This is a genomic window from Microbacterium sp. 22303 (assembly GCF_052045265.1).
Taxonomy (GTDB): domain Bacteria; phylum Actinomycetota; class Actinomycetes; order Actinomycetales; family Microbacteriaceae; genus Microbacterium.
The window spans coordinates 50,918-77,657 of sequence record NZ_JBQEOQ010000009.1; the positions used below are offsets into that span (position 1 = coordinate 50,918).

The following is a 26,740-nucleotide window of genomic DNA, read 5'->3' on the forward strand; positions in this document are numbered from 1 at the left end:
CGGATCCGCAGCGCCTGCCCGGCCGCCGCATTCCGCATCGCTCACGTTCAAAGGAGAACCATGACCGTCGCAGCCCCCGCCGTCCGCCGCCCGAACCCCTGGTGGGTCGGCATCGTGTGCGGTATGGCGTCGTACATCGATGCCGCCACGATCGTCTCGACGGGCATCGCCCTCGTGATCTATCAGCACACGATCGGCATCACCCCGGATCAGATCGGCATCCTGTCCGGAATGCTCACGCTCTCCATCGCGATCGGCGCGATCTTCGGCGGCCGGCTCGGTGACGCGCTCGGCCGGCGCACCGTCTTCCTCGTCACGATGCTGATCGTGATCGTCGGCATCGCCCTGCTGGTGTTCGGGGCGTCGTTCCCCGCGCTGCTCGCCGGCGTCGTCCTCGCGGGCCTCGGAACCGGCGCCGATCTGCCCGTGTCGCTCTCGACCATCTCGGAGGCCGCCACGGAGAAGAACCGCGGTGCGATCATCGGGTTCTCCAACATCCTCTGGGTCGTCGGGATCCTCGGGACGATCGTGATCGCGACGTTCGCCGGCGGTCTCGGGCGCCTCGGCGGTCAGCTGCTGTTCGGCCAGGTCGGGATCGTCGCCGCACTCGTCTTCCTCGCCCGACTCACGATCCCGGAGTCGCCGTTCTGGCTGGCGGCGCGCGATGAGCGTCGTCGTGGTGTCGTGACCGTGCGGGCCGACCGCGCCTCGGTGCGCGACCTGCTGCGCAAGCCCTATGCCGGCCCGTTCGTCGCACTGCTGATCTTCTACGCGCTCACCAACGTCGGCGCCAACACCGGTGGCCAGTTCGGCACCTACCTGGCGGTCAACGTCGCGGGCATCCCCGTCCAGCTGAACTCCGCGATCGGTCTGGCGTCGTTCCCGATCGGTCTGCTCGCAGGCCTCTGGTTCATGCGCATCGTCGACGGCAAGCACCGGATGACCTACTTCGTCTTCGGAGCGGTCGTGCTCCTTCTCGGGTATCTGACGCCCGCGGTCCTCGGCTTCAGCCTGCCCACGATCATCGCCATGAACCTGTTCATGGGCATCGGCGGCGCCTTCGCGTTCGAGGGCATCATGAAGGTGTGGACGCAGGAGTCGTTCCCGACCCTGCTGCGCACGACGGCGCAGGGCGCCGTCATCGCGATCGCCCGGGTCGTCGCGGCACTGCTCGCCTTCGTCACCCCCGCCCTCATCGCCGTCAGCCCGCAGGGACTGTACGCCGTGCTCAGCGGGGTCGTGGCCATCGGCCTCGTCGTGGCCTGGTTCGCCTTCCGTCACGCGGGCGAGAGCCAGTTCGTCACGGAGTCGCTGCTGACCGTCGTCGTCGAGGCGGAAGCCGAGGCCGCCGCGCCGATCGAGTCCTGACCCCTTCGACCACACGCCTGACCACGATCCGGAAGGACCGAGATGCACACCCCACTCCACCAGGCCGACTTCCTCACCGCGGGGGCTCCGCGCGAGGCCGCGATCCGCATCCAGCGGGCCGTTGCTCCCGCCCAGCCGCGCGACGCGGTCGCCTCCGCACGTCTCAGCGCCACGGCGCTGGGCGTGTATGAAGCGCGGCTCGACGGTGCACCGGTCTCGGACTCGGTGCTCGACCCGGGCTGGAACGCGTACGAGTGGCGACTCCCGTTCCAGAGCTGGGATGTGACGGAGGCGGTGCGCGGCGGATCCGGGGATCTCTCCCTCGAGGTTCTGCTGGGCAACGGCTGGTATCGCGGCGATCTCGGGTTCGAGGGCGCGAATGCGAACTACGGGGAGGAGATCGCCGTGGCGCTCGCCCTGGAGCTCGTCTTCGACGACGGCACCGTTCAGACCGTCGCGACCGATCCGGAATGGACGGCCGAGACCTCCGAGGTGCTGCGCAACTCGCTCTACAACGGCGAGACCATCGATGCGCGCCTTCGTGGCGTTCCGGGGGAGGCGCTGGCCGTTCAGACGGTCGAGGTGGACCGATCCCGGCTCGTCGCGCAGGCGGGTCCGCCCGTGAAGAGACAGGAGACGCTGCACCCGGAGCGCATCTGGGCCTCGCCATCGGGCCGCACGCTCGTCGACTTTGGCCAGAACCTGGTGGGCTGGGTGCGGGTGACAGTGCAGGGGCCGAGGGGCGCCGAGCTCGTGCTGCGGCATGCCGAGGTGCTCGAGGACGGCGAGCTCGGCACGCGTCCGTTGCGCGCCGCGCAGGCCACCGACGTGTTCGTGCTCTCCGGCGGCGAGGACGTGTTCGAACCCACGCTCACCTTCCACGGCTTCCGCTACGTCGAGGTCACGGGCTGGCCCGGGGAGCTGCACGCCGAGGATCTGGAGGCCGTGGTCGTTCACTCCGAGATGCGCCGGCTCGGCTCCTTCGAATGCTCGGACCCGCTGGTCACCCAGCTCGTGCGCAACTCGGTGTGGGGGCAGAAGGGCAACTTCCTCAGCGTCCCCACCGACTGCCCGCAGCGCGATGAGCGGCTGGGCTGGACGGGCGACATCGCGGCCTACGCGGCCTCGGCCTCGTTCCAGTTCGACACCGCCGACTTCCTGCACGACTGGCTCGAGGACCTGCACGCGGAGACCCGTCATTCCCCCGCGGGGATCGTTCCGATCGTCGTTCCGGACGTGCTCAAGTACGCGCACTTCGGCGATGACTTCGCCTTCCCCGCGCTCGGGGCGACCGCCATCTGGGGCGATGCCGCAGTGTGGGTGCCCGAGGCGCTGTGGTGGGCCTACGGCGATCGCGATCGGCTGGCGGCGCACTACCCGGCGATGGTGCTGCATCTCGAGTCGGTGGAGCGCGCGCTCTCGCCGAGCGGGCTGTGGGACGAGGGCTTCCAGTTCGGCGACTGGCTGGATCCGGATGCGCCCCCGGAGAACCCGGCCGCGGCGAAGGCGGATCCGTACGTCGTCGCGACCGCATGCCTGTACCGGTCGGCCTCGTTCGCCGCCGAGGCGGCGGAGATCCTCGGGAAGGCCGTCGATGCGGAGCGCTGGCGGGCCCTCGCGGAGCGCACGCGCGCCGCGTTCCAGGAGCACTACGTGGAGGACGGCCGGGTGCGCTCGGACTGCGTCACGGTCTACGCCCTGGCGATCTGCTTCGGGCTCCTCGACGACGTCGATCGCGAGAGGGCGGCCGACCGGCTGGCCGAGCTCGTGCGCGCCGGCGACTACCGGGTCACGACCGGCTTCGCGGGCACCCCGTTCGTCACCTGGGCGCTCTCCGACACCGGTCATGTGGAGGACGCGTACCGCCTGCTGCGGGAGAAGGAGAACCCCTCGTGGCTCTACCCCGTGACGATGGGTGCGACGACGGTGTGGGAGCGGTGGGACTCGATGCTGCCGGACGGATCCATCAATCCGGGTGAGATGACGAGCTTCAACCACTATGCGCTCGGCGCGGTCGTCGACTGGATCCACCAGGTCGTCGGAGGAGTCCGGCCCGCCGAGCCCGGCTACGCCAAGGTGCGCATCGAGCCGGTCCCCGGCCCGGGCATCACCTGGGCGCGCACTCGGTACGAATCCGCGGCCGGCGAGATCGCCGCCCACTGGAGCACCGAGGACGAGGCGTTCGTGCTCGACGTGCGGATCCCCGACGGGGTCCCCGCGGAGATCGTGCTCCCGGGAGGGGCGGCGCATGAGGTCGTCGGAGGCGAGCACCGCTTCGTCGCGTGAGGTGCGGCCGCGCCCCGATCTGCGGGCGCGGCCCGCCCCGGCTCCGGCCGAGCGATGCCCTAGGCTCGCTGTGCGAGAGAAGGGGGCGGCGATGGTCGTGAGCGTCCGGGAAGTGGCCGAGGACGCCGGCGTGTCCGTCGGCACGGTGTCGAACGTCCTGAACCGTCCCGATCGCGTCGCCGCTGAGACCGTGACCCGCGTCCAGGCCTCGATCGCGCGCCTCGGATACGTGCGCAACGACGCGGCCCGGCAGCTGCGCGCCGGACGCAGCCGCACCATCGGGCTCGTGGTGCTGGACATCCGCAACCCCTTCTTCGCCGAAGTCGTCCGCGGTGCCGAGCAGCGCGCCGACCAGCACGGCATGTCGGTGCTCGTCGCCAACAGCGACGAGAGCGCACGCCGCGAGGGCATGCTTCTGGACCTGTTCGAGGAGCAGCGAGTCGCGGGGGTGCTCATCACGCCGGTCGCCGAGGCGCTGCCACGGCTGCAGCAGATGCGCGATCGCGGCACCCTCAGCGTCCTCGTCGACCGCGAATCGCGCGATCCCGGGTTCTCCTCCGTCGCCGTGGACGACGTCGAGGGCGGGCGGATCGCCGCCGCGCACCTACTGGAGAGCGGACGCCGCCGGCTCGCGTTCGTCGGCGGACCGGTCTCCCTGCGACAGGTCTCGGACCGATTGAGCGGAGCGCAGGCAGTGGCCGCCGCGGCTGGGGTGGGCCTGGAGTTCATGGCGACGGGAGCGCTCAGCGTGGAGGAGGGGCGTCGCGCGGGGATGCTCCTCATGGATCGTCCCGCGGCGGAGCGCCCGGACGCGGTGTTCGCGGCGAACGATCTGGTCGCGCTGGGCATGCTGCAGAGTCTGGTGATGGCCGGGGACGCGCGCGTCCCGCAGGACATCGCACTCATCGGATACGACGACATCGACTTCGCCGAAGCCGCGGTGATCCCGCTGAGCTCGATCCGCCAGCCCGCCGAACTCATCGGATCAACCGCCGTCGACCTTCTGCTGGGCGCGTCGGACGGCGGCGCAGCGACCGCCGAACGGGTGCTGTACCGGCCGGAACTCGTCGCCCGCGCCTCGACGCTGGGCACCTGAACGCGGGCCTCGGGGCGGCTCCGGCCGCTCGATTTCTCGTGGCCGGATCCGCCGGGTATGCTTGATCTTCGCGCCCCCGGTCGGCTGGAAAAGCGGGACGGGCGTGCATTGGCAAGTTGCCCGAGCGGCCAAAGGGAGCTGACTGTAAATCAGCCGCGTTATGCTTCGGGGGTTCGAATCCCTCACTTGCCACATCGATCGAAGGCCTCCGCAGCGCGGAGGCCTTCGTCGTTCGCGGATCCCTCAGCGCTGGGGGGGCTTCGGCGTGTGGTTCCCCGCACTGACCATCCAGGAGAGCTGCGATCCGCTCCAGGATCGTGTGCAGGATGTCGGCCGTGGTGGGGTCCTCCTCGTCGACCTGGTCGTGCACCTCGCTGCAGGTGGGTGTCACGGAATTTGGTGCCGACGACGTTCCAGTGCACCTGCTCGCCCTGCAGGGACAGCTCGATGAGATCGACGAGCACGCGCTGCATGTCGTCGCTCAGCGTCTGGGATGCGGCGAATCCCTTCTCGGCGTTCTCCTCAGCGGTGCGCTGCGCGCCGCGCGCCGGCTTGCGAGGTTCTTCGTGGCGGTCGATGCCTGGGGGCTCATGGGACTCCTCGCTGTCACGGCGGCGCGGGCTCCGCGCGCCCGTCTGCTCATACGCCCTGCACCCTAAGCGCAGGCGTGCGGGAACGGTACGGGCTTGCGCCTTTCCGTCGTGAGGGTCAGGGGGCGACGGAGAGCCGTTCCCGGAACGGCCGGCATCCGGACGAGGGCTTCCTAGACTGGTCCTCATGCGCGCGCTCACCGAAGACCAGATCCGGGCGTCGTTCCGCAACGCCGAGCCCGACGAGGCCGCCGAGATCGCGATGCCGCACGACCTCCTGCTCGCGGAGTGGGACTACCTCGACTTCTTCGCGTGGCGGGATCCGATCGCGTCCCGCAGCGGGTACATCGTCATCGAACAGGCGGGCGAGCCCGTCGGCATCGTGCTGCGGGCGGCGGATCCGTCCCGGGTGCGCTCCGGTATGTGCAACCTCTGCCACACGATGCAGCCCGGCAACCAGGTCGCCCTGTTCGCCGCTCGCCGCGCGGGGGAGGAGGGACGCAAGGGATCCGTCGTGGGCACCTACATCTGCGCCGACCTCTCCTGCCACGAGAGCGTGCGGATCGTGCCTCCGCTGGCGCCCAACGAGATCCGCGCGGACCAGCACGTCGACCGGCGCCTGGACGGCACGCATCGGCGCGTGTACTCCTTCGTCGCCTCCGTGCTCGGCGAGGCCTGACGCCGACGCGGCCCGAGGCCCGACTCTGAGCCTCAGGTTCACGACGGTTGAGACTCGGTACCATCGGGAGCGATGCCGCGGGTAGGCTGGACGGGCGGCTCACGGCCGCACGATCGCCGTCGATCCCGAAGGAGCACCATGTCCGAGCCCCTGCTCTACCGCGTCGAGGACGGCCTGGCCCGCATCACCCTGAACCGGCCGCAGCGACTGAACGCCTTCAACGCCGAGCTCGCGCACGCGTGGGCCGATGCGACGGCCGCCGCTGTGGGCGACAGCGCGGTGGGCGCGATCCTGATCGAGGGCGAGGGGCGTGCGTTCTGCGCGGGCGGCGACGTCATCGACATGGCCACGGGCATGGGCGGGCATGAGGAGATCGAGCGGCTCGCGCAGGTCATCCACTCCGGCATCACGTCCCTGACGACGTCCTCGGTGCCCGTCGTCGCCGCCGCACACGGCACCACCGCCGGCGGAGGGCTGGGGATCCTGCTCGCGAGTGACTACGCCGTCGTCGGATCCGATTCGCGCTTCGGCAGCCTTTACGCCAACGTCGGGCTCACCCCCGACCTCTCCGTCAGCGCCCAGCTGGCCGCAGCGGTCGGCCAGCGCCGCGCGCTGCAGCTCCTGCTCACCGACCGCATGCTCTCGGCCGCGGAGGCGATTGAATGGGGGATCGCCGCGGAGGCCGTCGGCGAGGGCGACGCCGAGGCGGTCGCTGCCGCGGTGCGCACCCGAGCCGAGGAGGTCGCGCGGTTCTGGCTCGCGGGAGCTTTCGGCGCGTACGGACAGGCGAAGCGCCTGATCCGCTCCCGGCCGGAGCGCACGTTCCCGGAGCAGCTGGATGAGGAGGCCCGCACGATCGCGGCCGCGTTCGGAGGATCCGAGGCGCAGGGGCTGATCGCGGCGTTCGCGCAGCGGTCCTCCGGACGCTGACGGTCCCGCCGACCCGGCGCGACGCGCGTCCCCGCATCGCATCCGCCTGCACAGAGTCCCGCGGAGACGAGTTCTCCCCTGATCGTGCATCGCCCGCAGAAGCCGCGACATCGCGTGCGAGGATGAGAGCACGACAAACGGGGGACCCCATGGCGAACACGACGACGGCCAAGTCCGGGCCGAACACTTCACTGCTCATCCGAGGAGCGATCTGGATCGCGATCGGAGCCCTCATCGCCGCCGCCCTGGTGTGCGTCGTATGGGTGCTCATCGGCGATCAGCAGGGCCTGATCGGACGGGCGTTCCTCACGATCGTGCTGCTCGCCGGGTTCGCGGCGATCGCGATCCTCGAGGCCAGTCTCGCGCCGAACCGTCAGGACTGGCTCGCGCTGCTCAGCATGATCACCTGGATCGTGGCGCTGCTGGTCGGTGCGGTGAAGATCTGGCTGCCCGATGACAGTTACTTCGGTGGCGTGGAGCGCTTCTTCCAGCTGATCCTCGTCGTCGGCATCCTGCAGCTCGCGCTGCTGCACGTACGGCTGTTCCAGAAGGCGGCGGCCCGCCACGAGACCGCGTTCACCCGGGGGATCGTCTGGGTGACGTACGCGTTCCTCGCTTCCCTGGTCGTGATGCTGGTGTTCTACCTGACCTTCCCGCACACGTTCGACTACCAGGAGCTGTACTGGCGGATCGTGGTCGCCCTCACGATCCTCACCGCGGTCGGCACGATGCTGATCCCGCTGCTGAACGCGTTGTTCGCCCCGAAGCGCCCTGCGCCGGGCGCACCGGCCCTCGTGGCCTACGCCGCCCCGGCCGCCGTGGCGTACCCGGCGGCTGAGCCGCAGCCGTGGCCCACCTATGCCGACGGGCGCACGCCCCTGCCCTTCTTCGCGGACGGCAGCCCCGATTGGAACGCGTACTACACGGGCGTGCCTTCGCCGGGAGCGACGATCCCGGGTCAGCCGGCCGCGGCGACCCCGCCGGCGTCCGCTGTGCCGACTCCGTCTCAGCCCGCGATGCCCGCGCAGTCCGCGGCCGAGGCTGCCGCGGCGGCTCCCGAGGCCGTCGCAGGTGGCCACGGTCTGACGGGCGCACTGCACTCGGAGACTGGGGCGGCCGAGACGGATCCGGCTGCTCCGTCGGCGCCGGCGATTCCGGCGTTCCCGCCCGCCCCGCCTGCTCCGTCTGCCGGGCCGACGCCGCCGGCCGCCTCGTGACCGCCGTCGAACTCCGCGATCTCGCGATCGACATCGCCCGCGAGGCGGGGGAACTGGCTCGACGTCGGCGGGCCGAAGGTGTCTCGATCGCGGCGAGCAAGTCGACGCTGGCCGACATCGTGACCGAGGCGGACCGCGAGGTGGAGGCGCTGATCCGTGCGCGCCTGGATGCCGAGCGTCCGGGGGACGGCTTCCTCGGCGAGGAGACCGGAGGCGGCGAGGGGACCACGGGCCTCACCTGGGTCGTCGATCCGATCGACGGAACGGTCAACTACGCATCGGGGATCCCGCTGTACGCGGTGAGCATCGCCGTCGTCGAGGGCGGCAGCGATCCCGATCGCTGGACGGCGCTCGCCGGCGTGGTGCAGTCACCGGTGCTGGGGGAGACGTTCTCCGCGGTTCGCAGTGAGGGCGCCTACCTGAACGGCGAGCGCCTCCGCATCGCCGAGCCCGGGGCCGCCGGCGCCCTGCTCGCCACGGGTTTCGGGTACGATCCGGGCACCCACGCAGGAGACCTCGCCACGGTCGGCCGGGTCATGCCCGTGGCCCGCGACCTTCGCCGCGGGGGCAGCGCCGCGACCGACCTCGCATATGTGGCGGCGGGGCGCCTCGACGGCTACTTCGAGCGGGGCCTGAGCCCGTGGGACTTCGCCGCGGGAGCGCTTCTCGTGCAGGAGGCGGGTGGCGTGTTCGCCCGCCCGGAGGGGCCCGATGTCGCACGCCGTCTGAACCTCGCCGGCAGCGCGGATCTCGTCGCGGAGCTGCGCAGACGCATCCTCGAACCTCACTGAGATCGGCCCGGGCGAACGCGGACACGCCCGTGTGACGGCGGGGTCGCCTCGATTCGGCCACGCGCCGATTCTTTGGTATTCTCGTCTGGTTGCCCTCTGAGGGCAGCACGCCCCGATAGCTCAGTGGCAGAGCACTTCCATGGTAAGGAAGGGGTCGTCAGTTCAATCCTGACTCGGGGCTCGCAGTATCCATCGGATGCCGTGCGGCAGGGTAGCTCAGTTGGTGAGAGCGCACGACTCATAATCGTGAGGTCGCGGGTTCAAGCCCCGCTCCTGCTACATCAAGCCCCCCGAAGAACCGCGGAATCACGCGGATCTCGGGGGCATTTACGTCGAAGATTCGCGAGCGCTCGTGAGGATCGCGTCCGTCTATTCGCGCGAATGACGTGATCTGGAATCGCCTCCGCAGCTGCTACGGACTGGTACGAGGAGTCGCGCTCGGCTCGTCACTGCGTGACCTGGACCGGCAGAACGATGCGAACCCAGTGGGGCTCAACGCCGCCGCAGAGCGTAAGCGCGGTGCAGTTCGCGGTGGCCAGTCTCCGGTCGGCGTGGAACGGGCGACGTGCTCAGCGAGGCCAACAGCCGTTCACGACATCTGCGACTTCGACTGAGTGCGCATGCCGACCAGCAGGCAGCGTCGAGCACGGGGTGGCAAGGCGGAGGTCCTCCGCACGACGAGCTGACTTGCCCCGGCTCGTCCCGCCGATGCCTCGCGCGCCCGCCGCAGGGAGGCTGTCATCCCGGATGCCTCGTGTTCAGAGCCGGTGGAAATGAGATGGGTCGGCCGCCGTGTCGTGCGCGGCGGCCGACCCGAGGGGTTACTTGCTGGAGGCGAGTTGCGGGTAGACGGCCTCGAATGGTGCGGACAGTCCAGCCTTGAGCTGCACGGAGGTGTCGTCGGCGAGGACTTCGTAGCCGCCGGCCTCGAGCGTGTCGAACACCTGGGTGACGAGATCGGCGGGGTCGAGCTTCGGATCGGTGCTGTGGGCGGCCATCGCGGTGTCGACGTAACCGACGTGGACACCGACGACCTGCACGCCCGCGGGCTGTAGCTCCAGGCGCAGCGAGTTGGTCGCGGACCAGAGGGCGGCCTTGGTCGCGGAGTAGATGCCGGCGACGGCGTACCAGGACAGGGCGGAGTGGATGTCGATGATCGCCGTGTCCGCATCCTTGGCAGACAGGACCGGCGCGAACGCGCGGGCGAGGAAGAGCGGGCCGAGGAAGTTGGTCTCCACGTTGGCGCGGATCTCCTCATCGCTGTGGGTGAGGATGCCCGGGCTGGAAACCGAGGTGCCGGCGTTGTTGATCAGCACCGTCACGTCCGAGGCCTGCTCCGCGACAGCCCGGATGGACGCCGGGTCGGTGACGTCGAGGGTGAGCGGCACGATCCGCTCGTCGTCCCACTGACGGGGGTTGCGGGCGGTGGCGTACACCTTCGCCGCGCCGCGGGCGAGGGCGTCACGGACGAAGTGACCGCCGATGCCGCCGTTCGCGCCGGTGACGAGGACGACGGCGCCGTTGAGGGAAGTCATGGAATGAAGCTCCTTGCTGGTGTGGTCTTGCGGGTGGTCGAGAAGGAGGGGCCGGGGCGGGCGTCGGGTCCGCCTGCCCTGGCCACGTCGAGGGGTCAGGCGCGCGTCAGGGGCGGGTAGTCGGTGTACCCGCGTGCACCGCCGGTGTAGAGCGTGGCCGGGTCGAGGTCGTTGACAGGTGCGTCGGTGCGCAGCCGCTCGACGATGTCGGGGTTCGCGAGCGCGAAGCGCCCGAGGGGAGCAATGTCGGCCAGGCCCTTTTCGATGTCCGCGGCGATGCCGTCCCTGTCGCGGCCGTACCGGACCACGAGCACCGCGGCCGGCCAGACCTCGCGGAAGGAGGCAAGCAGTTCGTCGTCGCCGAGGTGGTGCACGTGCAGGTAGACCAGGTTCAGCTTCGCGAGTTCGCCGACGAGGTAGTCGTACTGGGCGCGCACGGCCTCGGTGTCGCCCTCGTCGAGCCCCCCGAGGGGGAACGCCGGAGAGATGCGGATGCCGGTGCGGTCCGGGCCGATCTCCTCGGCGACGGCGCGCGCGACCTCGATGACGAAGCGGGCACGGTTCTCGATCGAACCGCCGTACTCGTCGGTGCGCTGGTTGGCGTTGGGGGCGAGGAACTGGTGCAGCAGGTAGCCGTTGGCGGCGTGGATTTCCACGCCGTCGGCGCCGGCGGCGATCGCGGAGGCAGCGGCGTGGCGGAACTCGCCGATCACGTCCTGGACGTCGGCCGTGGACAGCTCGCGCGGCACCGGCGTCTTCTTCGGGCCTTCGGCGGTGAACACGTCCTGCTCGGCCGAGATCGCCGACGGCGCGACGGGCTGACGGTGGTGCGGGGTGTTGTCGGGGTGGGAGATGCGCCCCGCGTGCATCAGTTGGATGAATAGATGCCCGCCGTTCTCGTGCACGGCATCGGCGATCTTCGCCCACCCCGCTACCTGCTCCGGGGTATGGATGCCGGGAGTGTTCAAATACCCCTGACCGTCCTCGGACGGCTGGGTGCCCTCGGTAATGATCAGGCCGAGTGAAGCCCGCTGACCGTAGTACTCGCCGGCGAGGTCGCCGGGTGTGCCGTCGGGGTTGGCGCGGTTACGGGTCATCGGAGCCAGCGCGAGCCGGTGCGGAAGCTCGATGCGTCCGAGGGTGAACGGTTGCCAGAGAGACGAAGACGTCATGACGGGTGAAGTTCCTTTCGATGGGGCATCGCCTGATCTCCGGTGCGCGACGGTCGCCGCGCACCGGCGTGGGAGGATGGGTCAGAGCACATCCGAGTCCACACGATAGTGACTACACTCAAAACTGAGGTAAGTCAGAGTTTATTCCCCGGGAGGAACACGATGTCAGTGGCGACACCGCCGCTCGGGCGACGCGAGCGGCAGAAGCAGGACAAACTCGCGCGCATCACCGCGGCCGCCAGCGACCTGTTCGCAAAGCACGGGGTGGACGAGGTCACCACGCAGCAGATCGCCGACGCCGCCGATATCGGCACGGGCACGCTGTTCCTGTACGCGAAGACCAAGGGGGAGCTGCTCCTCCTGGTCCAGAACGCGCACTACGCCGACGCGCTGAAGCGTGGTCGTGCGGCGGCTGCGGGGGAGTTGGCGGCGGTGGACGCGGTCCTCGCCCTGCTGGGACCGGTGGTGGAGTGCAACCGCGTCCAGGTCGACAATGGCCGCACCTACCTGAGGGAGATGGTCTTCGGCGACCCGAGCGAACCTCACCACGCGGCGGCGCTGGACATCGTCGCGCAGACCGAGCACGCCGTCGCCAGCATCCTCACCGAGAAGGCGGGCGTTCCCACACCTCAGGCGGAGGTGCTGGCGCGAGTTGTTTCCGCCATCCAGTTCCTCGAGCTGGGAGTCAGCGTGAACACGGCCTCGACCATCCCGCAGCTCCTCGCGGACATCCGTACCCAAGTGGCGGCGATCCTCCCGCGTTGACGCGGTTCCGAGTCTCACGGCACGTCGTCGATGGCGCCTGAGCGCACGAACGCCACCTCTGCGTTCGAGACGCTCCTTTCGTCTGCGGTGAGCAGGGCGGCGTGCACGCGCTCGCCTTCGCTCACGGTGACGGCCCGCACACGTGAGCCGGGCGTCAGGGGAATGTGGGCTTCGCCCCACTGCTGCATAGCGACCATGACGACCTTCAGATCCTCACCCGCAGCGGTGAGTCGGTAGGCCTCACGAATGCGCTGCCCTGGCTCCCGGTAGGGCGCTTTCTCGAGTACTCCGTGCTCGACAAGCGTCGCGAGCCGCGCACTGAGCACATCGCTGGCGATGCCGAGCCGGTCGCGGAACTGTGCGAACGTCCCCGCACCGAAGAGTGCCTCTCGCACGATGAGGAAGCTCCAGGAGTCACCGAGAACGCCCACGCTGCGGACGATGCCGCACGGGTTGTTCAGCGCGTGGACGAGTGTCGGTGATCGGCGGGGCATCGGAGCCTCCTCTTTCGGCCTGGCGGTGCTGCCACCGCTCAGAGCAGCTGGGATTCGTGGATCCCGCTCGTATGAGCGGATCGACCGGCCTGGCCCTCGCCGGTGCACCTCGCCGCAGGATGTGCACCTGAAACACCAGTGTCTGTCCCCTCCTTGCGCCACACGAAGACGCCGTGTGACCACCTGAGTTGTCTCAACAAACTTAGCATCGATAGGGTCGGTGCGACGAGGACTTCACGTCGCATCCCGTCATGGCAGATCGGAGCACAGGCATGCGCTACACCGCGTTCGAACGCCGGACGCGGCTGCGGGTCTCGGAGTTCGCGTTGGAGGCGCGGGCCTTCAGCGGAGACGGGGCGAAGGCAATGTTGAGGACGTTCGGTGAGTGAGGTGGCTTTGACCAGGTACGACGAGGATTCCGAGCGGTCGCGCACGATCCGCTACGAGGTTTCGGGTAGGGACAAGCGGAAGCTGTTCGCCCGATCCGGGCTAGAGCAACTTCGGGCTGTGGCCGCGGGCGAGGCACCAGCGCCGCCGATCAGCAGTCACATCGGGCTCGAGATCGTCAGCGTGGAGGAGGGTGACGTGGTGATGACGGCGGTTCCGGACGAATCCCACTACAACCCGATCGGGTCTGTGCACGGTGGGTTCTTCGCCACCGTCCTCGACTCCGCGTGCGGGTGCGCTGTGCACTCCACCCTCCCGGCCGGCGTCGGATACACCAGCCTGGAGATCAAGGTGTCGTTCCTGCGCCCGATCACCGCGGACACCGGCCCCGTCACCGCGCACGGATGGGTCACCCGTAGGGGCCGAAGTGCGGTGTTCGCGGAGGCGGACATCCGTGACAGCCAGGGGCGGGTCCTCGCGACCGCGTCCAGTACCTGTCTCGTCGTCCGACCGGACCCTGCCTCGTGACGCGTCTGGGACGGCGTGGCGCGTTCTGGGCTGCCGCGTCGGTCCTGGCCCTCGCGCTGTGGTCCTCGGGGGCGCCGAGCGTGCTTTATCCGATCTATGCCGCGAAGTGGGATCTCACTCCGGTTGTCGTGACGACGGTGTTCGCGACGTATCAGTTGGCGCTGATCGTGGTGCTCCCGCTGTTCGGGAACCTGTCCGATCTGTTCGGCCGCAGGTGGGTCATGATCACGGGCGTCGGGCTCATCGGCATCTCTGGGGTGGTGTTCGCTTTCGCGCCTCATGTCGGCTTCCTCTATGTTGGCCGCGTCCTGCAAGGGGCCGGGGCGGGTCTTGCGATGGGGGCTGCCACCGCATCCTTGATCGAGAACAACACCACGCGCAGCCCCCGCTTCGCGAGCACCACTGCCGCGGTCGCCACCGCGACCGGCCTCACCGTGGCGTTGCTTCTCAGCGGAGTGTTCGCCGAGTACCTGCCTCTGCCCTTGGTGTGGAGCTACCTCGTCCTCTTCATTCTCGCCGCGGCCTCTACCGCGGCGCTGCTGGCCACACCCGACGACCGGCCGCAGGCGAGGGCCCGGTGGCGACCGCAGGCCCCGTTCGTCCCCGCGGGGATCCGGATCGGGTTCGTCATCGCCACGCTCTCGGTCAGTCTCGCCTACTGCGTCGGGGCGATCTTCCTCTCCCTCGGCGCGCACATGATCGACCAGTTCACGCACACCGACAACACCGCTCTCGTCGGCATACTGCTCGCCGCCTCAGCGGCGTTCATCGGTATCACCGGACTCTTCCTCGCCCGATTCCACGCCCATTCCCTCATCTGGGCAGGCACGGCATTGACGCTGGCTAGCCTCGCCCTGATGGCGGCGGCCAGCGCGCTCCAATCGATCGCGCTCTTCCTGGCATGGTGCGTCGTCGGCGGAATCGCCTACGCCCTGGCATTTACCGGTGGGCTCGGTCTCATCAACCGACTCGCCCCCCAACACCACCGCGGCTCGATCCTGTCCTTCCTCTACCTCATCGCCTACACCCTGCAAGCCGCGACCGCGATCGGCGTCGGCGCAGTCGCCACCGCCATCTCCCTGCGCGCCGCCGTCGGAGCCGCCGCAACCGCGGTCACCGTGCTCGCCATCGCCGTCGGCGTCCTGCTGATCGCCGAGGTCCGGAAAGGCAATCGACCGCGAACACCTCAGTGACAGTGAGCCACCGTCGAGCGCCCATCCGCCGATGAGTTGGTGGCGATTAGGCGGCGTCAGTTCTCGTAGTGCGGGAGGATCTGGCTGTCGTTGACATAGGTGAGCGCGTCGGTGACGTCGTAGGCGTGGACAGCAGCGACGTGCGGGGCGAGCAGGGTCGAAAGGTCTGGGGCATGGTCGGTGTAGAAACGGTCGCGAGCACGGTCGTCGGTGAAGCCGAGGATGACCGAGGCATTCAGGTGCTGGTCGGCCGGGTTGTCGTGGGCGACGTTCGGTGTGTCCCAGGTCTTCTCATTCCACGGCAGGAACACCTGTGTGCGCAGCTCAGTGAGCGCCCCGGTGGCGATCAGGGCGGGGGTGAGCTGCTTCTTGAGGAACTTATGGAATGCGACCGAGCCCTCATCCGCGCCGCGGCGCAGATAGATGATCGCGCGCGAGCCGGGCTTGTACCCGGGAGCGACGTCGTACCAGCGGGAGGTGCCGGGAGGGCCGGCGTGGAGGAGAGTGCGGCGGAAGATGTTGACCTCGTCCTCGAAGGCGAGCGCCGTCTGCTTGCGTCCCGACAGTGGAGAGAGGGCGTTCTCGAAGGTGACCTCCGCGATCCCGTCGATCTTGCGGTCTGCGGGGATCGCGGTCTCGACGCCGGAAGTGTCGGGCCAGCGGCCCGGATTGTGCTCGGCAAGGTGGATCTGCCGGTACTCGAACAGCCCGGGGGTGGCGGCGATGATGCCCGAGTGCGGCCCCTTCCATCGGTCCATGCCCTCCTGTCGAGGCTTATCGGTGCGCATCCAGAGCAGGATCGAGGAGGTGAAGTGCTTCGAGACGTCTGGTTTCGTCGGTGTGGTGTCGGTCATGATGGCTCCTTAGGGGTGACAGCTCGCTGGTCAGTCGGTGAGGAACTTCGCGGCGATCGGGGCGAACTTCTGCCAGTACTGGAAGATGCCGCCGTGGCCGGAGTTGGGGTAGATGATCAGCTCGCTGCCGGTGATGCGCCGATGCAGGTCTTCGGAGAGCACCGAGGGGACCATACGGTCGTTGTCGCCGTTGGCGATCAGGGTCGGGCCAGTGATCACCGACAGGTCCGAGGGGGTCGAGCGCCCATACCGCTGGATGGCCCTGAGCTGGCGGCTGAACGATTTGTTGCTGATCGGCTTGTCGCGGTCGACGGTGCGCTCCTTGAGGCGTTCGACGAACGCCTTCCCGGCTCGCTTGCCCTCAGCGTCACGATTGAAGAAGAGGAACTCCTTCGGGTCAGACCGTGTGATCACGGAGCGGAAGATGTCCCAGTAGGTGACTCCTACCACCTTGTCGATGTTCTTCCCGCCGCGCGGGCCCGTGCCGGTGAGCACGAACTTGCGAACCAACCCGGGGTGGGCGACGACGAGGTCTTGGGCGATCATGCCGCCCATCGAGAAGGAGAAGATGTCGATCTTGTCGTAGCCCAGGCCCTTGGTGATGAACCGGTAGGCGTCGGCCGCGGCTTGTTCGAGTGTGTCGGGGACCTGCCCGGAGGAGGCACCGACGCCGAGCTGGTCGAAAGCGATGACGTGGCGGGTCTTCGCGATCTGGTCGATGATGCGCGGGTCCCAGTTGTCCAGGGTTGCGGCGAGGTGGACGAAGAAGATCACGGGGATCTCTTCTTTCGCGCCGAGTTCCCGGTAGGCGAAGGTGTCCCCGTCGACGGTGACGGTCTTGGCCGGGGCTTTGGCGTAGGAGGTGATGACGGGTTCGGTGGTGCTCATGAGGGTGCTCCTTGAGGATCTGAGTGTGTAAAGCGGACTGGCGGATGGGGATTATGCGGCCTGGTCGGCGCCGGTGATGACGGCCTTGCCGCGGATGCTGCTGGTGCCGAGCGAGGCGACGGCCTGCACTGTCTGGTCGAAGGGGAAGGTCGCGCCCACGACCGGGCGGATGACGCCGGCGTCGACGAGCTCGGCGATCTGGCGCAGCTGGTCGCCGGAGGCGTGCATGAGGAGGAACTCGTAGGTCACGCCGAGCTTCCTGGCAAGTGCGCGGGTCTTGCGGCTGAGGACCGTGATGGCCAGGCGCAGCACCAGGTTCAGGCCTGCGGCTTTCGCGAACGCGGGGGTGGGTGGCCCGGAGATCCCGACGGCCTTCCCGCCGCGCTTCAAGACCTTGAGCGACTTGGTGAGGTTGTCCCCGCCGAGGGGGTCCAAGACGAAGTCGTAGCCGGAGAGCTCGGACTCGAAATCGTGGGCGCGGTAGTCGATGACGACGTCGGCGCCGAGCTCGCGGACGAAGTCCGCGTTCTTGCCAGACACGGTGGTCGCGACGTGCGCACCGAGGTGCTTGGCGAGCTGGATCGCGATGGACCCGACCCCGCCGGCACCGGCGTGGATGAGCACCTTCTGCCCCGGCTGCACGTTCCCCTTCTCCACCAGGGCCTGCCATGCGGTCAGGGCGACCAGCGGAAGCGATGCCGCCTCCACGACGCTGATCGAGGTCGGAGCCAGCGCGACATCTGCCTCATCGACAGCGATGCGTTCGGCGAAAGTGCCGATCCGGTGATCCCGCGGTCGGGCGTACACCCGGTCGCCGACGGTGAACCGGGTGGCTCCCGCGCCGGTGCGGATCACGGTGCCCGCGACGTCGTGGCCGAGGGTGACGGGGGTCTTGTAGGGCAGGACCGCCTTGAACTCACCCGCCCGGAGCCGCTCGTCGAGGTGGTTCAGCCCTGCGGCCTCGACCCGGATCAGGACGTCGTGCTCGCCTACCGTGGGCTCGGGGACGTCTGCTTCGTGCAGGGGCTTCTTGTACTGGTCGAACACGAATGCTCGCATGATGCTCTTCTTTCTGTGATGACGCGTGGGGTGCAGCGACGGCGGTCAGCGCTGCAGGAAACGGTGGGTGGCGTCGGCGATCGCTCTGCAGTTCTGGAAGACGACGCCGTGCCCGGAGTCCGGGAACAGCAGCACCTCGGAGCCCGGGAAGCGATCCCGGAGCGCCTCAGCGTTGGCGGGCGGGACCATACGGTCGCGGTCGCCGTGCAAGACGAGCATCCGACCGGCGAAGGCGCCACCCGCCTGCTGCTGGTGACCCCACCGGTTCACGGCACGGAGCTGCGCACGGAACACCCCGGGGGTGACAGGCGTGTCCCTTCCGATGCGACGGCGCTTCATCCGCGCCTGGTAGGCCCTCGCGGCTTGCTTGCCTGCTCGGGTGCGGGTGAAGAACAGCAGCGTGGTCGGGTCGGTGAAGCTCACAACCCCGCGCAGGATGGTGCGGACGGTGACGCCGGTCATCGCGGTGAGCCCGGGACCATGCTGCGGGCCCGTTCCGGCGAGGATGACACGCTCCACGAGGTCCGGGGCCTGGCGGATGATCTCCTGGGCGACCATGCCGCCCATCGACAACCCGAACAGGTCCACCCGGGACAGTCCGAGGGCACGGACCACGGCGATCGCGTCAGCGGCCATGTCTTCGAACCGGTCACGCACGCTCCCCGTGGATGCGCCCACTCCTCGGTAGCCGAGCAGAATCACCCGCCGCTTTTCGGCCAGGGCATCAACGAACTCCGGGTCCCAGCTATCAAGGTTTGCACCGAGGTGGGTGAGACCAACCAGCGGGATACCGCCGTTGTCGGCGCCGAGCTCGCGGTAGACGAACGGTGCACCCGCCGCCGTGACCGCGCGGGTCGTGGCGTCGACGAAGCGCACGGGCAGTCCGCCTGATCTCTGCTGTGTCTCTGTCATCACAGCTCCTTGCTTGGATTGTCGGCTCCTGCGGCACCGTTCCCCGTCCGCTTGAGCCGAGTACACTCAATTGTGAGCGAACTCAGTAATCTTGTCAAGAGAGATCGACATGGCATCTCATCCGGGCCCGGTGGGGCGCCGTGAGCGAGCGAAGGAGGACAAGCGGCACCGGATCGTCGACGCTGCCGGCGCGTTGTTCGCCGAACACGGCGTGGGAGGCGTGACCACCCAGCAGATCGCCGACCGCGCCGGTGTGGCCATCGGCACGCTGTACCTGTATGCGTCGACGAAAGCGGAGCTGCTGATCCTCGTGCAGAACCAGAAGTTCGCCATCGCCGTCGACGACGGCCTTCGTGCGGCCGGTGCCGATCTTCGTGGAGGGGTCGGCACCGCGGCGGCAGTGCTCGCGCTGCTGGAGCCCGTGGTGGCGTGCATCCGGGAGCAGCCGGAGAACGGCCGCACCTATCTCCACGAGCTCTTGTTCGGCGACCCTTCCGAACCGCACCGCAGCCACGGTCTCGCCCTCTCAGGGCGCCTGGAGAACGGCCTGTCCGGCATCCTCGTCCGCGATCCTCGCATCGTCTCCGCCGATGCGGACTCGCTCGCGCGTGTAATCGTCGCGATTGTCCACGTCACCACCACCGCGGCCCTGCACCTGCGCGACAGTCTCCCTGAGATCCTCGACCACATCCGTCGGCAGATCAGCGCCGTGCTGCCCGGTCCCGCGCACGCGATTGCGGTGTGGCATGCTTCCGGCGCTCCGAAGGCTCCTGTCACTTCAGCAGTGAATGCAACGAGCTCGGAGATCGGGGCGATCAGGATAGGCCGTCGAGGGCTCCCGGGAGTATGGATGGCGGACAGTCGAATCTGAGGACCGCCGTCACATCGAGATGGAGGATGCGTTCGAGCGTCTCGGGAGTGACGCGGGTCCTCGCGGGCTTCCCGTCTCCCGCGAGATCGCCGATCGTCGTGCGTCCGCAACCGGTGAGCGCGGCGATGCGCCGTATTGACAATCCGAGCGCGCGCAGCGCCCGCACCTTCACCGCGGCGGCCTGCGCGTCGACGGGTTCTACGCGCGGCGCGATCCCGGCAGCCCGCGCCAATTGCGCTCGATACCGCGCTCGTGCGTCCGTGCAGGTGCCGCCGGAGTCGTCTCCCGGGCACGCGCGCCGGTCACGGCATCCGAGCAGATACCCGTTCGAAGTGCCGTGCTCGATCGGCGTCCCGATGCCTGCAGTGCGGCGTGACGTATAAGACTGCATGTAGCGCCGTCGTGCTTCGGAGCAGGTTATCGCGCCCTGGAGCCAGTTGGGGCAGTCTCGAGCATCGCGACATCCCCGGGCGTAGCCCCATGGCGTGCCGTGCACCTCGTGGATCGTGCTCGTTGGGGTCGCAGCCGCTTTGGCTGGTGCATGTCGAGGTAAGGGCTGATCGGCCGGGAGACGTGCCAGATGGTAGTCGGCGCGTCGACGGACGGCTGCCTCGGCGCAGGAGAGCAGGTCGGACTCTTCGCCGTGAGCGCACATGGCTCGCGTGCGGCAGCCTCGATCGAAACCAGCCCGGCTGCCGTGTGGCGGAACAGCCGCGTCCATGTCCGTCATCCGTGCAGTGAGCGCGCGAATCATGGCTGGTTTCAGGACTTCGAGCTCGGCCGGCCGGGAATGTGGTTGAGTATCGACTTCGAGAAGCCGCCGTCGACACAGACATCTTGGCCGGTGACGTATCCTGACAGCGGGCTGACGAGGAATTCGATGACATTGGCGATGTCGACGGGTTCACCGATCCTGGACAACGGGATGATCGCTTCGCGCGCCTTTTTGATCTGCGGGTCTGCATACATCTGCTCGGTCATGCCGGTACGGGTCATGCCCGGCGACACGACGTTGACGCGGATGCCGTCGGGCGCCCATTCCAGCGCGAACGTCTGAGCCAGCAGGGTCAGCGCGGCCTTGCTCGGGCTGTAGGCACCGGAGCCGGCATGGGGAAGTTGACCGGACATCGACGAGATGAAGCACGCGGCGCCGCGGTTGTCCCGCAGATGCGGATGGCTCGCCTTGGCGAGCAGCCACGCACCGCGGACGTTGACGGAGAACATGTGGTCCCAGTCCTCGAGGGAGACGTCCGTGAGTGCGCCGGGTTTGGCGATCCCGGCATTCGACACGAGTGCGTCCAGGCCGCCGAACGCATCCGCCGCCGCTGATACGAGCTGCGCCGGCACGTCGGGATCGCCCAGGTCGCCCTCCAGCCCGATAGCGGTTCCGCCGACCGCCTGGATCGAGCGGACGACCTCCTCCTGCCCCGCGCCCGACCTGTTCCCGCAGACCGCGATCATCGCCTGCTCGCCTCGAGCGAGAGCCGCTTCCGCCAGCCTCAGGCTCGTGGCTGCACCGATCCCGCTGCTTCCGCCGCTGACGAGGGCTCTCATCGCGCGATCTCCTCGCGGGTTCCCAGGTTCCACCCGAAGCGAGGAAGGTCCTGCATCGCCTGCGCAAACTCCTCGAGTGGATTCTCCTGGCGGATGATCTCGAGCACGACGTTGCTGAATCCCAGGGTCGATTCGACCGCTCGGCCCAGCCCCTCCCAGTCGATCACTCCGGTGCCGATGGGGTCGTGGCCCCAGACGTCTGTGCCGGTGTCCGAGATGTGCATGAGCCCGATCCACTCGTGGTGCGCGTTCAGCGCCGCGACCGGGTCGTCCCCGATGTACGCGGCATTCGCGACGTCGTGCACGATCCTGAGCGCGTCGTCGTCAACCGTGCGGATGACGTCCGCGATCTCTTCGATCGTGGGAGTGAAGCAGAACGGGGCGTTCTCGAACAGGAGGCGCTTGCCGGCGTTCTTCGCACGGGGGACCAGATCCTCAAGGCTCTCGTAGAGCCACCCGTACACGCTCTCGAGCGGAGGTGAGATCACCGGACGGCGTGTACCAGGAGAGATCACGATGTCCGGGACGTTCCATTCCGTCGCCAGTTCGATCACCGAGACGACATGCTCGATGCTCCTGCGTCGCACGCTCGCGGCCGGGCTTGCCAGGTTGAGGTCATATCCGCCCGCGTTCAGCGACCGGATCTTCGCACCGGACCCGTTCAGCTGCGCCGCAGTGGCCGCGCGCTCGGAACTGGAGATATCCACCGGCCAGCAGTGCGGTGAGCTGATCGGGATCTCGAAGGTCGTGTACCCGTTCTCGACCAGTTCCGCGATCGCCTCGGGAGCGGTCTTGGACCAGAGGTAGGAAAAGGTGTTGATGATCATCGGGATTCTCCTTCTTCTTCGCGGATCTGCTTCAGCAACGCATCGATATCCACGCCGGTATCGTCGTTGACGGCGTCGAGAACCCGGACGCCTTCCCATGCGACGAGGGTCTTTCCCCAGCGGGCCCAGAACGCGTCCCAATCGCCGAGCTTCGCGACATCGCGCGCGAGGCCGCGCGTGACGAGCCGCGTCTTGATCACCGCTTCCGGAGCAAGGATGCGGAGGACGAAAAGGCAGGAAGCGGGCCATCCTCCCTCTGCGGTCGACCGGAGGAAGAAGTCGGGTCGGTCCAGGTATGCGGCGAAGGGTGCATCCAGGACGATGTCGTGTCCCAGCCGTAGATTGTCGCCGGCCACAGCGAAGAGCGCCGTGTACTCGGACGGCATGAGCCGGGTCCGGTAGAAGTCGCTGCTCTCTCGATCGGTGCTCTCGTGCCCGCTCGCGGCGAGGGCTGCTTCGACGAGCGGTCCGGCCAGAGTGTCCTTGTCCAGATACACCGCAGACGCGCCTCGGGCGAGCTCGCGCGCCACCGTGGACTTTCCGGAACCAGCGGGGCCGACAACCGCGACCGCGAACGACATGTCAGCCTCGTGCGGCTTCGACGGCGGAGAGGAATCTCCGGGCGGCCGTCGTGACGCGTGCGTAGTCGCCGTCCGGTCGCGCCGCCTTCGTGACGCTGCTTCCGACACCGACGGCGCTCACCCCGGCCGCGAACCAGTCGCGGACGTTGTGCTCGTCGACGCCTCCCGCAGGCATCAGGGCGATCTGCGAGAGGGGTGCGAGCACCGCCTTTGCGTAATCCGGACCGGCGTCGGCCGGGAAGAGCTTGACGATGTCGGCTCCCTCCTCGGCCGTCTCCAGGATCTCGGTGGGAGAGTAGGCCCCACTGATCGAGACCACCTGGTAGCGGTTGGCGGCGCGAAGCATCGGGCGGCTGAGGTTGGGGCTCACCACGAAGGAGGCACCCGCGGAGACTGACGCGTACGCCATCGCCTCGTCGATGACCGTGCCTGCCCCGATCGACACCTCGGAGCCGTACTCGTTCGCGAGTCGTTCGATGACGCCGAGTGCACCGTCCGTGGACAGCGTGATCTCGATCGCCCGCACCCCGCCCTCGATAGCCGCTCTCGAAGCTCGCAGTGCCTCGTCGGCATCGTCGAGCCGCACGATGACGACCGTGCCGGTCGAGTGGATATTCGTCAGCGTCCGCAGCTTTGCGTTCATGAAACCCCTTTATATCGTTGCTCGACATGAATATAGTAGTCTTCGACAAAACTGTCCAGAGGTGCCGCATCGACGCGGTGGCCGATCACGGGAGCCCGCTCGAAGGGAGCGCGCATGAATCCAGCACGAACGATGGTCCTCGGGCCGTCGCACTGGCACGTTCCGCTCTGTGCGGAACGGATAGGCGCTCGTCATGACGTCATCGGAGTGAGCGACGAGGATGCCGACAGCGCTCGGCGCTACGGCGACCTGTGGGATGCTCCGGTCTACGAACGCTGGCAGGATCTGCTCGCGGCGCACACTGACGCCGACCTCGCCTACGTGTTCGTGCCGCACGACCAGATGCGAGATGCGTGCCTGGCGCTGATCGATGCGCGGATTCCTCTCGTCGTGGAGAAGCCGGCCGGCGTCTCCCGGACCGAGGTTGCCGACGTCCGAGCTGCTGCTGAAGCTGCGGGTGTGCCCATCGCGGTCACGTTCGTCCAGCGAGGTGGGCCCATCGAGCGCTGGCTGTCGCAGGCGGGCCCGGCTGTGTACGAGAGCACACAGTTCATCGCGGGCCCCCCGGACCGGTATCTGACCAATGGCAGCCCCTGGATGATGGATCGATCGCGCTCCGGAGGGGGGTGCGTCATCAATCTCGCACCCCACTTCATCGACATGTTCCTGAGATCGGCGGGGCAGCGAGAGGCAACGGTTTCGGCCGCTCTGTCGTCGACTCTTCATGGACGCGGCGTCGAAGACTTCGGGTCGTTGACTCTCACAACATCCGACGGTCGGATCGGCACCATCCAGGTCGGCTACGCGTTCCCCGGCTCCGTTCTCAAGCGGCACTGCTCGTTCACGCGAATCGGCCCGAACGGGGTGGCGAGCATCTGGACCGACGGGACGGCTTCGTTCACGGACATCGCGGGCGCGACACAGGTGAGCACTCTCGATGTCGATAGCGATCCTCTGTACGACCGATTCGTGGACGCCGTCGCAGACACGCTCGACCAGGGATTCGAGGGACTGCCCGGCATACGCGACCTCGAGGATGCCATGGCGATCGTATGGGACGCCTACTCAGAAGGGAGTCCGACCCCATGACCGGACGACGACTGCCCGGCGTGCGCTACGTGGATCACGCCGCCTACACGGTTCCCGACCTCGACGAAGCGGTGAGTTTCTTCGTCGACGTGTTGGGCGCTGAAGAGCTGTACCGCTCCAAGCGGGGCCCGGACGCCGACTTCATGCCGGAGAACTTCGACGTCCCCGCCGACGCGCAGCTCGAGCTCGCCATGCTGCGGATGCCTCCCAACCTGAACGTCGAGCTGTTCCAGTGGCAGACGGCGGATCGTCGGCACGAGCATCCGCGCCACAGCGACGTCGGGGGCCACCACCTCTGCTTCACCGTCGACGATGTCGACGATGCCTTCGAGATCCTCCGGCAGATTCCCGGCGTCCGGATCCTCGGTGAGCGCAAGGAGGTCGCCGGCGACAGCCCTGCCGTGGCGGGCAACCGCTGGGGCTACTTCGTCACGCCCTGGGGTCTGCTGATCGAACTCGTCGACCGGTCCCGAGTGCAGAACCCGCCGCACCTGGTCGGCCCCGCCGACTGGACCACTCACACAGAAGGACCCACATCGTCATGATCATCGCAGGGCACACCCTCGGCACACCCGACCACGACCTCCGCGGCGCATTGCGGCTGTTCCGTACGGCGGGACTCGACGCGGCCGAGGTCATCTATCAGCAGGACTACGCCGCCGCGATCGCGCCCCACGACGAACGCGCGGCCGCTGAGGCGGCGGAGATCGCGCGGGACGAAGGGATCCCCATCGTCGCGCTCACGCCCTACACGACCGCCATCAACAGCCTCGACGACGAGTCCTGGGGCGCGGGTGTGGACGATCTGCGCGCGTGCATCGCCGCCGCCCACACCGTCGGCGCATCTCGCGTCCGCGTGTACGCCGGCTCCTGGCATGACGGTGACAAGGATTGGGACGCCCACTGGGGTCAGCTGCGTAAGGCGCTCGAGGTGCTCGCCGTCGACGCGGCGGACGCCGGGGTGGTGCTGTGCGTGGAGAACCACTTCGGCACCATGACCCAGACCGCGGCGAACACGGCACGACTCGTCCGCGAGGTCGCGACCCCGTCCGTCGGTGTGCTGTACGACCAGGCGAACCTGACCTTCACGCACGACGAGGCCTGGCCGGAGGCGCTCGTCGTGCAGGGCGATCTCGTCCGCCACGTCCACGTGAAGGACCTGGTGTTCAAGGACCCGAACGCGCCTTTCCGGGCGAGCGACACGGCACGCGTGAAGACGGAGGAGCGCGCTGTGAGGTCGCGCGTGGTCGGTGAGGGCGTGGTCGCGTGGGACGAGATCATCGCGGAACTCGTACGTCGCGGCTACGATGACGTCCTGACGCTCGAGTACGAGTACCGCTGGCACCCGCAGGACCTCCCGGCTCCCGAGATCGGCTTCGGACAGGCGGCGACGGCTCTCCGGGAACTGCTGAGCGCAGCGGGGGCGAAAGCATGAGCGGCCAGCGTCTGCGCATCGGCCTTGTCGGTGCCGGCAACATCGCGAGTATTGCCCAGCTCCCCTCACTCGTGGCTCGGGATGATGTCGCGCTGAGCGCGCTCGTCACTCGACGTGACGATCCAGAGCCGCTGATGCGTCGGTGGGGCTTTTCTCGTGCGTACAGCACTGTCGACGCCATGCTCGGTGCTGAAGAACTGGATGCGATTTTCGTCCTGACGCCGCGTTCGGAGCATGTCGAGGCAACGAAGAGTGCTCTGGAAGCGGGAGTGGACGTGTTCTGCGAGAAGCCGCTGGCAACTCGCCTCGACGATGCCGAGATGCTCGCGCGTTCGGCGACCGATAACGGTCGAGTTCTGATGGTCGGATTCAATCGGCGTTTCGCGCCCGTGTACCGAACCGGGCGGGAAGCCTTCTCCGCATCCGGTGCGACGTTCTGCGTTGCACAGAAGAATCGGGCGGGCTCGGAGTATCGGGCAACCTTCGAGAACGCCATCCACATGATCGATCTGCTGCGCTGGTATTGCGGCGGCGAACCCGTCGAGGTCACGGCGCACGCAGCAGGAAGCGATCAGTGGCAGGAGGATGGCGTGGCTGCGCTCGTGCAATTCGACAACGGTCATACGGGAGTCCTCATGGCCGCGCGGAACGCCGGCAACTGGGGCGAGAAGATCGATGCGTACGGTGATGGCGTGAGCGCTGAGATCCTCGCCCCCGACACGGCGAGGATCACTCGCGACGGCCTCACCACCATCCGTGAGATGACGCCGGAGGCGTACGGGTGGGCTACCGCAACCCACACCCTCGGCTTCGCCGGTGCCGTCGATCATTTCCTCGAGCGCGTTCGCGACCGACGGGAGCCGCTCACCTCCGGCCGGGAGGCGACGAAGACGCAGGCGCTGCTCGAGCGCATCCTGTCCGCGGCGGGTCTTCCTACTGAGGAACAGCCCGGACGCGAGTGGTCCAGCCACGCGAAGAAGTGAAGGAGCTCAGATC

At 68.2% G+C, this 26,740-nt stretch carries 26 protein-coding genes, 3 tRNA genes and 1 pseudogene; 18 read left to right on the plus strand and 12 right to left on the minus strand.

All coding sequences use genetic code 11. From position 1 onward, the window contains the following. The first annotated feature begins 60 nt into the window (after window positions 1-60). The 4 genes from ACTJI8_RS19625 (at window position 61) to ACTJI8_RS19640 (ending at window position 4,942) form a co-directional block, all read left to right on the plus strand. Window positions 61-1,368, plus strand: a complete 1,308-nt coding sequence (locus ACTJI8_RS19625) for an MFS transporter (RefSeq protein ID WP_440735120.1) — start codon at window positions 61-63, stop codon at window positions 1,366-1,368. Between the two features lie 42 nt (window positions 1,369-1,410). Continuing rightward, window positions 1,411-3,654 carry a family 78 glycoside hydrolase catalytic domain gene (locus tag ACTJI8_RS19630; protein WP_440735121.1) on the plus strand — a complete coding sequence of 748 codons (2,244 nt, stop codon included), beginning with the start codon at window positions 1,411-1,413 and terminating at the stop codon, window positions 3,652-3,654. Window positions 3,655-3,745: 91 nt separating this feature from the next. Further along, the gene (locus ACTJI8_RS19635) at window positions 3,746-4,750 is read left to right on the plus strand and encodes a LacI family DNA-binding transcriptional regulator (protein ID WP_440735122.1); all 1,005 of its coding nucleotides are present in this window, start codon (window positions 3,746-3,748) and stop codon (window positions 4,748-4,750) included. 110 nt (window positions 4,751-4,860) lie between these two features. Beyond that, a tRNA-Tyr gene (locus ACTJI8_RS19640) sits at window positions 4,861-4,942 on the plus strand. A 51-nt stretch (window positions 4,943-4,993) separates the two neighbouring features. Here the strand turns inward: ACTJI8_RS19640 and ACTJI8_RS19645 are convergent. Further along, window positions 4,994-5,328, minus strand: a pseudogene (locus tag ACTJI8_RS19645) (hypothetical protein). Between the two features lie 199 nt (window positions 5,329-5,527). Between ACTJI8_RS19645 and ACTJI8_RS19650 the strand changes: the two are divergent. The 6 genes from ACTJI8_RS19650 (at window position 5,528) to ACTJI8_RS19675 (ending at window position 9,236) form a co-directional block, all read left to right on the plus strand. Beyond that, window positions 5,528-6,019, plus strand: coding sequence for an FBP domain-containing protein (locus ACTJI8_RS19650; RefSeq protein ID WP_440735123.1), 492 nt, complete (start codon window positions 5,528-5,530; stop codon window positions 6,017-6,019). A gap of 138 nt (window positions 6,020-6,157) precedes the next feature. After that, entirely contained in the window at window positions 6,158-6,949 is a 792-nt protein-coding gene (locus ACTJI8_RS19655) for an enoyl-CoA hydratase/isomerase family protein (protein WP_440735124.1), read from the plus strand. Window positions 6,950-7,098: 149 nt separating this feature from the next. After that, window positions 7,099-8,166 carry a hypothetical protein gene (locus ACTJI8_RS19660; protein ID WP_440735125.1) on the plus strand — a complete coding sequence of 356 codons (1,068 nt, stop codon included), beginning with the start codon at window positions 7,099-7,101 and terminating at the stop codon, window positions 8,164-8,166. Continuing rightward, window positions 8,163-8,957, plus strand: coding sequence for an inositol monophosphatase family protein (locus tag ACTJI8_RS19665; RefSeq protein ID WP_440735126.1), 795 nt, complete (start codon window positions 8,163-8,165; stop codon window positions 8,955-8,957). Before ACTJI8_RS19660 ends, ACTJI8_RS19665 begins: the two co-directional genes overlap by 4 nt. Before the next feature lie 109 nt (window positions 8,958-9,066). Continuing rightward, window positions 9,067-9,138, plus strand: a tRNA-Thr gene (locus ACTJI8_RS19670). A 24-nt stretch (window positions 9,139-9,162) separates the two neighbouring features. Further along, window positions 9,163-9,236, plus strand: a tRNA-Met gene (locus ACTJI8_RS19675). 542 nt (window positions 9,237-9,778) lie between these two features. On the opposite strand, the gene ACTJI8_RS19680 is transcribed toward ACTJI8_RS19675, so the two are convergent. Beyond that, window positions 9,779-10,492, minus strand: coding sequence for an SDR family oxidoreductase (locus ACTJI8_RS19680; protein ID WP_440735127.1), 714 nt, complete (start codon window positions 10,490-10,492; stop codon window positions 9,779-9,781). A 95-nt stretch (window positions 10,493-10,587) separates the two neighbouring features. Beyond that, window positions 10,588-11,664: an alkene reductase gene (locus ACTJI8_RS19685; protein WP_440735128.1), complete on the minus strand. Its 1,077-nt coding sequence runs from the start codon at window positions 11,662-11,664 to the stop codon at window positions 10,588-10,590. A 162-nt stretch (window positions 11,665-11,826) separates the two neighbouring features. Here ACTJI8_RS19685 and ACTJI8_RS19690 point away from each other — a divergent pair, with 162 nt between their 5' ends. Next, on the plus strand, window positions 11,827-12,429 hold the full coding sequence (locus tag ACTJI8_RS19690) for a TetR/AcrR family transcriptional regulator (RefSeq protein ID WP_440735129.1): 603 nt from the start codon (window positions 11,827-11,829) through the stop codon (window positions 12,427-12,429). A gap of 14 nt (window positions 12,430-12,443) precedes the next feature. Here the strand turns inward: ACTJI8_RS19690 and ACTJI8_RS19695 are convergent, their stop codons facing one another. Then, window positions 12,444-12,923 carry a winged helix-turn-helix transcriptional regulator gene (locus ACTJI8_RS19695; RefSeq protein WP_440735130.1) on the minus strand — a complete coding sequence of 160 codons (480 nt, stop codon included), beginning with the start codon at window positions 12,921-12,923 and terminating at the stop codon, window positions 12,444-12,446. Between the two features lie 390 nt (window positions 12,924-13,313). Between ACTJI8_RS19695 and ACTJI8_RS19700 the strand changes: the two genes are divergently transcribed. Together ACTJI8_RS19700 and ACTJI8_RS19705 are read left to right on the plus strand one after the other, a co-directional pair. Beyond that, entirely contained in the window at window positions 13,314-13,838 is a 525-nt protein-coding gene (locus ACTJI8_RS19700) for a PaaI family thioesterase (RefSeq protein ID WP_440735131.1), read from the plus strand. Continuing rightward, window positions 13,835-15,031 carry an MFS transporter gene (locus ACTJI8_RS19705; protein WP_440735132.1) on the plus strand — a complete coding sequence of 399 codons (1,197 nt, stop codon included), beginning with the start codon at window positions 13,835-13,837 and terminating at the stop codon, window positions 15,029-15,031. Before ACTJI8_RS19700 ends, ACTJI8_RS19705 begins: the two co-directional genes overlap by 4 nt. 56 nt (window positions 15,032-15,087) lie before the next feature. On the opposite strand, the gene ACTJI8_RS19710 is transcribed toward ACTJI8_RS19705, so the two are convergent. The 4 genes from ACTJI8_RS19710 to ACTJI8_RS19725 are packed head-to-tail and all read right to left on the minus strand — an operon-like array spanning window position 15,088 to window position 18,744. Next, window positions 15,088-15,885, minus strand: a complete 798-nt coding sequence (locus tag ACTJI8_RS19710) for a strictosidine synthase (protein ID WP_440735133.1) — start codon at window positions 15,883-15,885, stop codon at window positions 15,088-15,090. A gap of 30 nt (window positions 15,886-15,915) precedes the next feature. Then, window positions 15,916-16,773, minus strand: a complete 858-nt coding sequence (locus tag ACTJI8_RS19715; protein WP_440735134.1) for an alpha/beta fold hydrolase — start codon at window positions 16,771-16,773, stop codon at window positions 15,916-15,918. A 51-nt stretch (window positions 16,774-16,824) separates the two neighbouring features. After that, window positions 16,825-17,832: an NADP-dependent oxidoreductase gene (locus tag ACTJI8_RS19720; RefSeq protein ID WP_440735135.1), complete on the minus strand. Its 1,008-nt coding sequence runs from the start codon at window positions 17,830-17,832 to the stop codon at window positions 16,825-16,827. A 45-nt stretch (window positions 17,833-17,877) separates the two neighbouring features. Beyond that, a complete protein-coding gene (locus ACTJI8_RS19725) occupies window positions 17,878-18,744 on the minus strand; it encodes an alpha/beta fold hydrolase (protein WP_440735136.1) in 867 nt (288 codons plus the stop codon). Window positions 18,745-18,853: 109 nt separating this feature from the next. On the opposite strand from ACTJI8_RS19725, the gene ACTJI8_RS19730 reads away from it, so the two are divergent. Further along, window positions 18,854-19,615, plus strand: a complete 762-nt coding sequence (locus ACTJI8_RS19730) for a TetR/AcrR family transcriptional regulator (RefSeq protein ID WP_440735137.1) — start codon at window positions 18,854-18,856, stop codon at window positions 19,613-19,615. A 762-nt stretch (window positions 19,616-20,377) separates the two neighbouring features. Here ACTJI8_RS19730 and ACTJI8_RS19735 read toward each other — a convergent pair. The 4 genes from ACTJI8_RS19735 to ACTJI8_RS19750 are packed head-to-tail and all read right to left on the minus strand — an operon-like array spanning window position 20,378 to window position 23,220. Next, window positions 20,378-21,169: an SDR family NAD(P)-dependent oxidoreductase gene (locus ACTJI8_RS19735; RefSeq protein WP_440735138.1), complete on the minus strand. Its 792-nt coding sequence runs from the start codon at window positions 21,167-21,169 to the stop codon at window positions 20,378-20,380. Continuing rightward, window positions 21,166-21,996, minus strand: a complete 831-nt coding sequence (locus ACTJI8_RS19740; RefSeq protein WP_440735139.1) for a sugar phosphate isomerase/epimerase family protein — start codon at window positions 21,994-21,996, stop codon at window positions 21,166-21,168. The genes ACTJI8_RS19735 and ACTJI8_RS19740 overlap by 4 nt, the downstream gene beginning before the upstream one ends. After that, window positions 21,993-22,577 (minus strand): AAA family ATPase, encoded by a 585-nt coding sequence (locus tag ACTJI8_RS19745; protein WP_440735140.1) that lies wholly within the window; start codon window positions 22,575-22,577, stop codon window positions 21,993-21,995. The genes ACTJI8_RS19740 and ACTJI8_RS19745 overlap by 4 nt, the downstream gene beginning before the upstream one ends. A gap of 1 nt (window position 22,578) precedes the next feature. Further along, complete coding sequence (locus ACTJI8_RS19750; RefSeq protein WP_440735141.1) at window positions 22,579-23,220, minus strand: bifunctional 4-hydroxy-2-oxoglutarate aldolase/2-dehydro-3-deoxy-phosphogluconate aldolase; 642 nt, start codon at window positions 23,218-23,220, stop codon at window positions 22,579-22,581. 132 nt (window positions 23,221-23,352) lie between these two features. Here ACTJI8_RS19750 and ACTJI8_RS19755 point away from each other — a divergent pair, with 132 nt between their 5' ends. Genes ACTJI8_RS19755 through ACTJI8_RS19770 form a run of 4 tightly spaced genes read left to right on the plus strand, consistent with a single transcriptional unit; the run spans window position 23,353 to window position 26,727 of the window. Continuing rightward, entirely contained in the window at window positions 23,353-24,309 is a 957-nt protein-coding gene (locus ACTJI8_RS19755; protein WP_440735157.1) for a Gfo/Idh/MocA family protein, read from the plus strand. Next, the gene (locus ACTJI8_RS19760; protein WP_440735142.1) at window positions 24,306-24,854 is read left to right on the plus strand and encodes a VOC family protein; all 549 of its coding nucleotides are present in this window, start codon (window positions 24,306-24,308) and stop codon (window positions 24,852-24,854) included. Before ACTJI8_RS19755 ends, ACTJI8_RS19760 begins: the two co-directional genes overlap by 4 nt. Next, window positions 24,851-25,744: a sugar phosphate isomerase/epimerase family protein gene (locus ACTJI8_RS19765; protein WP_440735143.1), complete on the plus strand. Its 894-nt coding sequence runs from the start codon at window positions 24,851-24,853 to the stop codon at window positions 25,742-25,744. The genes ACTJI8_RS19760 and ACTJI8_RS19765 overlap by 4 nt, the downstream gene beginning before the upstream one ends. After that, on the plus strand, window positions 25,741-26,727 hold the full coding sequence (locus tag ACTJI8_RS19770; protein WP_440735144.1) for a Gfo/Idh/MocA family protein: 987 nt from the start codon (window positions 25,741-25,743) through the stop codon (window positions 26,725-26,727). The genes ACTJI8_RS19765 and ACTJI8_RS19770 overlap by 4 nt, the downstream gene beginning before the upstream one ends. The last annotated feature ends 13 nt before the right edge of the window (window positions 26,728-26,740 follow it).

Excerpts from the sequence above, each read along its gene's own strand:
- ACTJI8_RS19625 (WP_440735120.1), top strand. The coding sequence starts at position 61 with ATGACCGTCGCAGCCCCCGCCGTCCGCCGCCCGAACCCCTGGTGGGTC.
- ACTJI8_RS19630 (WP_440735121.1), top strand. The coding sequence starts at position 1,411 with ATGCACACCCCACTCCACCAGGCCGACTTCCTCACCGCGGGGGCTCCG.
- ACTJI8_RS19635 (WP_440735122.1), top strand. The coding sequence starts at position 3,746 with ATGGTCGTGAGCGTCCGGGAAGTGGCCGAGGACGCCGGCGTGTCCGTC.
- ACTJI8_RS19650 (WP_440735123.1), top strand. The coding sequence starts at position 5,528 with ATGCGCGCGCTCACCGAAGACCAGATCCGGGCGTCGTTCCGCAACGCC.
- ACTJI8_RS19655 (WP_440735124.1), top strand. The coding sequence starts at position 6,158 with ATGTCCGAGCCCCTGCTCTACCGCGTCGAGGACGGCCTGGCCCGCATC.
- ACTJI8_RS19660 (WP_440735125.1), top strand. The coding sequence starts at position 7,099 with ATGGCGAACACGACGACGGCCAAGTCCGGGCCGAACACTTCACTGCTC.
- ACTJI8_RS19680 (WP_440735127.1), bottom strand. The coding sequence starts at position 10,492 with ATGACTTCCCTCAACGGCGCCGTCGTCCTCGTCACCGGCGCGAACGGC.
- ACTJI8_RS19685 (WP_440735128.1), bottom strand. The coding sequence starts at position 11,664 with ATGACGTCTTCGTCTCTCTGGCAACCGTTCACCCTCGGACGCATCGAG.
- ACTJI8_RS19690 (WP_440735129.1), top strand. The coding sequence starts at position 11,827 with ATGTCAGTGGCGACACCGCCGCTCGGGCGACGCGAGCGGCAGAAGCAG.
- ACTJI8_RS19695 (WP_440735130.1), bottom strand. The coding sequence starts at position 12,923 with ATGCCCCGCCGATCACCGACACTCGTCCACGCGCTGAACAACCCGTGC.
- ACTJI8_RS19710 (WP_440735133.1), bottom strand. The coding sequence starts at position 15,885 with ATGACCGACACCACACCGACGAAACCAGACGTCTCGAAGCACTTCACC.
- ACTJI8_RS19715 (WP_440735134.1), bottom strand. The coding sequence starts at position 16,773 with ATGAGCACCACCGAACCCGTCATCACCTCCTACGCCAAAGCCCCGGCC.
- ACTJI8_RS19720 (WP_440735135.1), bottom strand. The coding sequence starts at position 17,832 with ATGCGAGCATTCGTGTTCGACCAGTACAAGAAGCCCCTGCACGAAGCA.
- ACTJI8_RS19725 (WP_440735136.1), bottom strand. The coding sequence starts at position 18,744 with ATGACAGAGACACAGCAGAGATCAGGCGGACTGCCCGTGCGCTTCGTC.
- ACTJI8_RS19730 (WP_440735137.1), top strand. The coding sequence starts at position 18,854 with ATGGCATCTCATCCGGGCCCGGTGGGGCGCCGTGAGCGAGCGAAGGAG.
- ACTJI8_RS19735 (WP_440735138.1), bottom strand. The coding sequence starts at position 21,169 with ATGAGAGCCCTCGTCAGCGGCGGAAGCAGCGGGATCGGTGCAGCCACG.
- ACTJI8_RS19740 (WP_440735139.1), bottom strand. The coding sequence starts at position 21,996 with ATGATCATCAACACCTTTTCCTACCTCTGGTCCAAGACCGCTCCCGAG.
- ACTJI8_RS19745 (WP_440735140.1), bottom strand. The coding sequence starts at position 22,577 with ATGTCGTTCGCGGTCGCGGTTGTCGGCCCCGCTGGTTCCGGAAAGTCC.
- ACTJI8_RS19750 (WP_440735141.1), bottom strand. The coding sequence starts at position 23,220 with ATGAACGCAAAGCTGCGGACGCTGACGAATATCCACTCGACCGGCACG.
- ACTJI8_RS19755 (WP_440735157.1), top strand. The coding sequence starts at position 23,353 with ATGGTCCTCGGGCCGTCGCACTGGCACGTTCCGCTCTGTGCGGAACGG.
- ACTJI8_RS19760 (WP_440735142.1), top strand. The coding sequence starts at position 24,306 with ATGACCGGACGACGACTGCCCGGCGTGCGCTACGTGGATCACGCCGCC.
- ACTJI8_RS19765 (WP_440735143.1), top strand. The coding sequence starts at position 24,851 with ATGATCATCGCAGGGCACACCCTCGGCACACCCGACCACGACCTCCGC.
- ACTJI8_RS19770 (WP_440735144.1), top strand. The coding sequence starts at position 25,741 with ATGAGCGGCCAGCGTCTGCGCATCGGCCTTGTCGGTGCCGGCAACATC.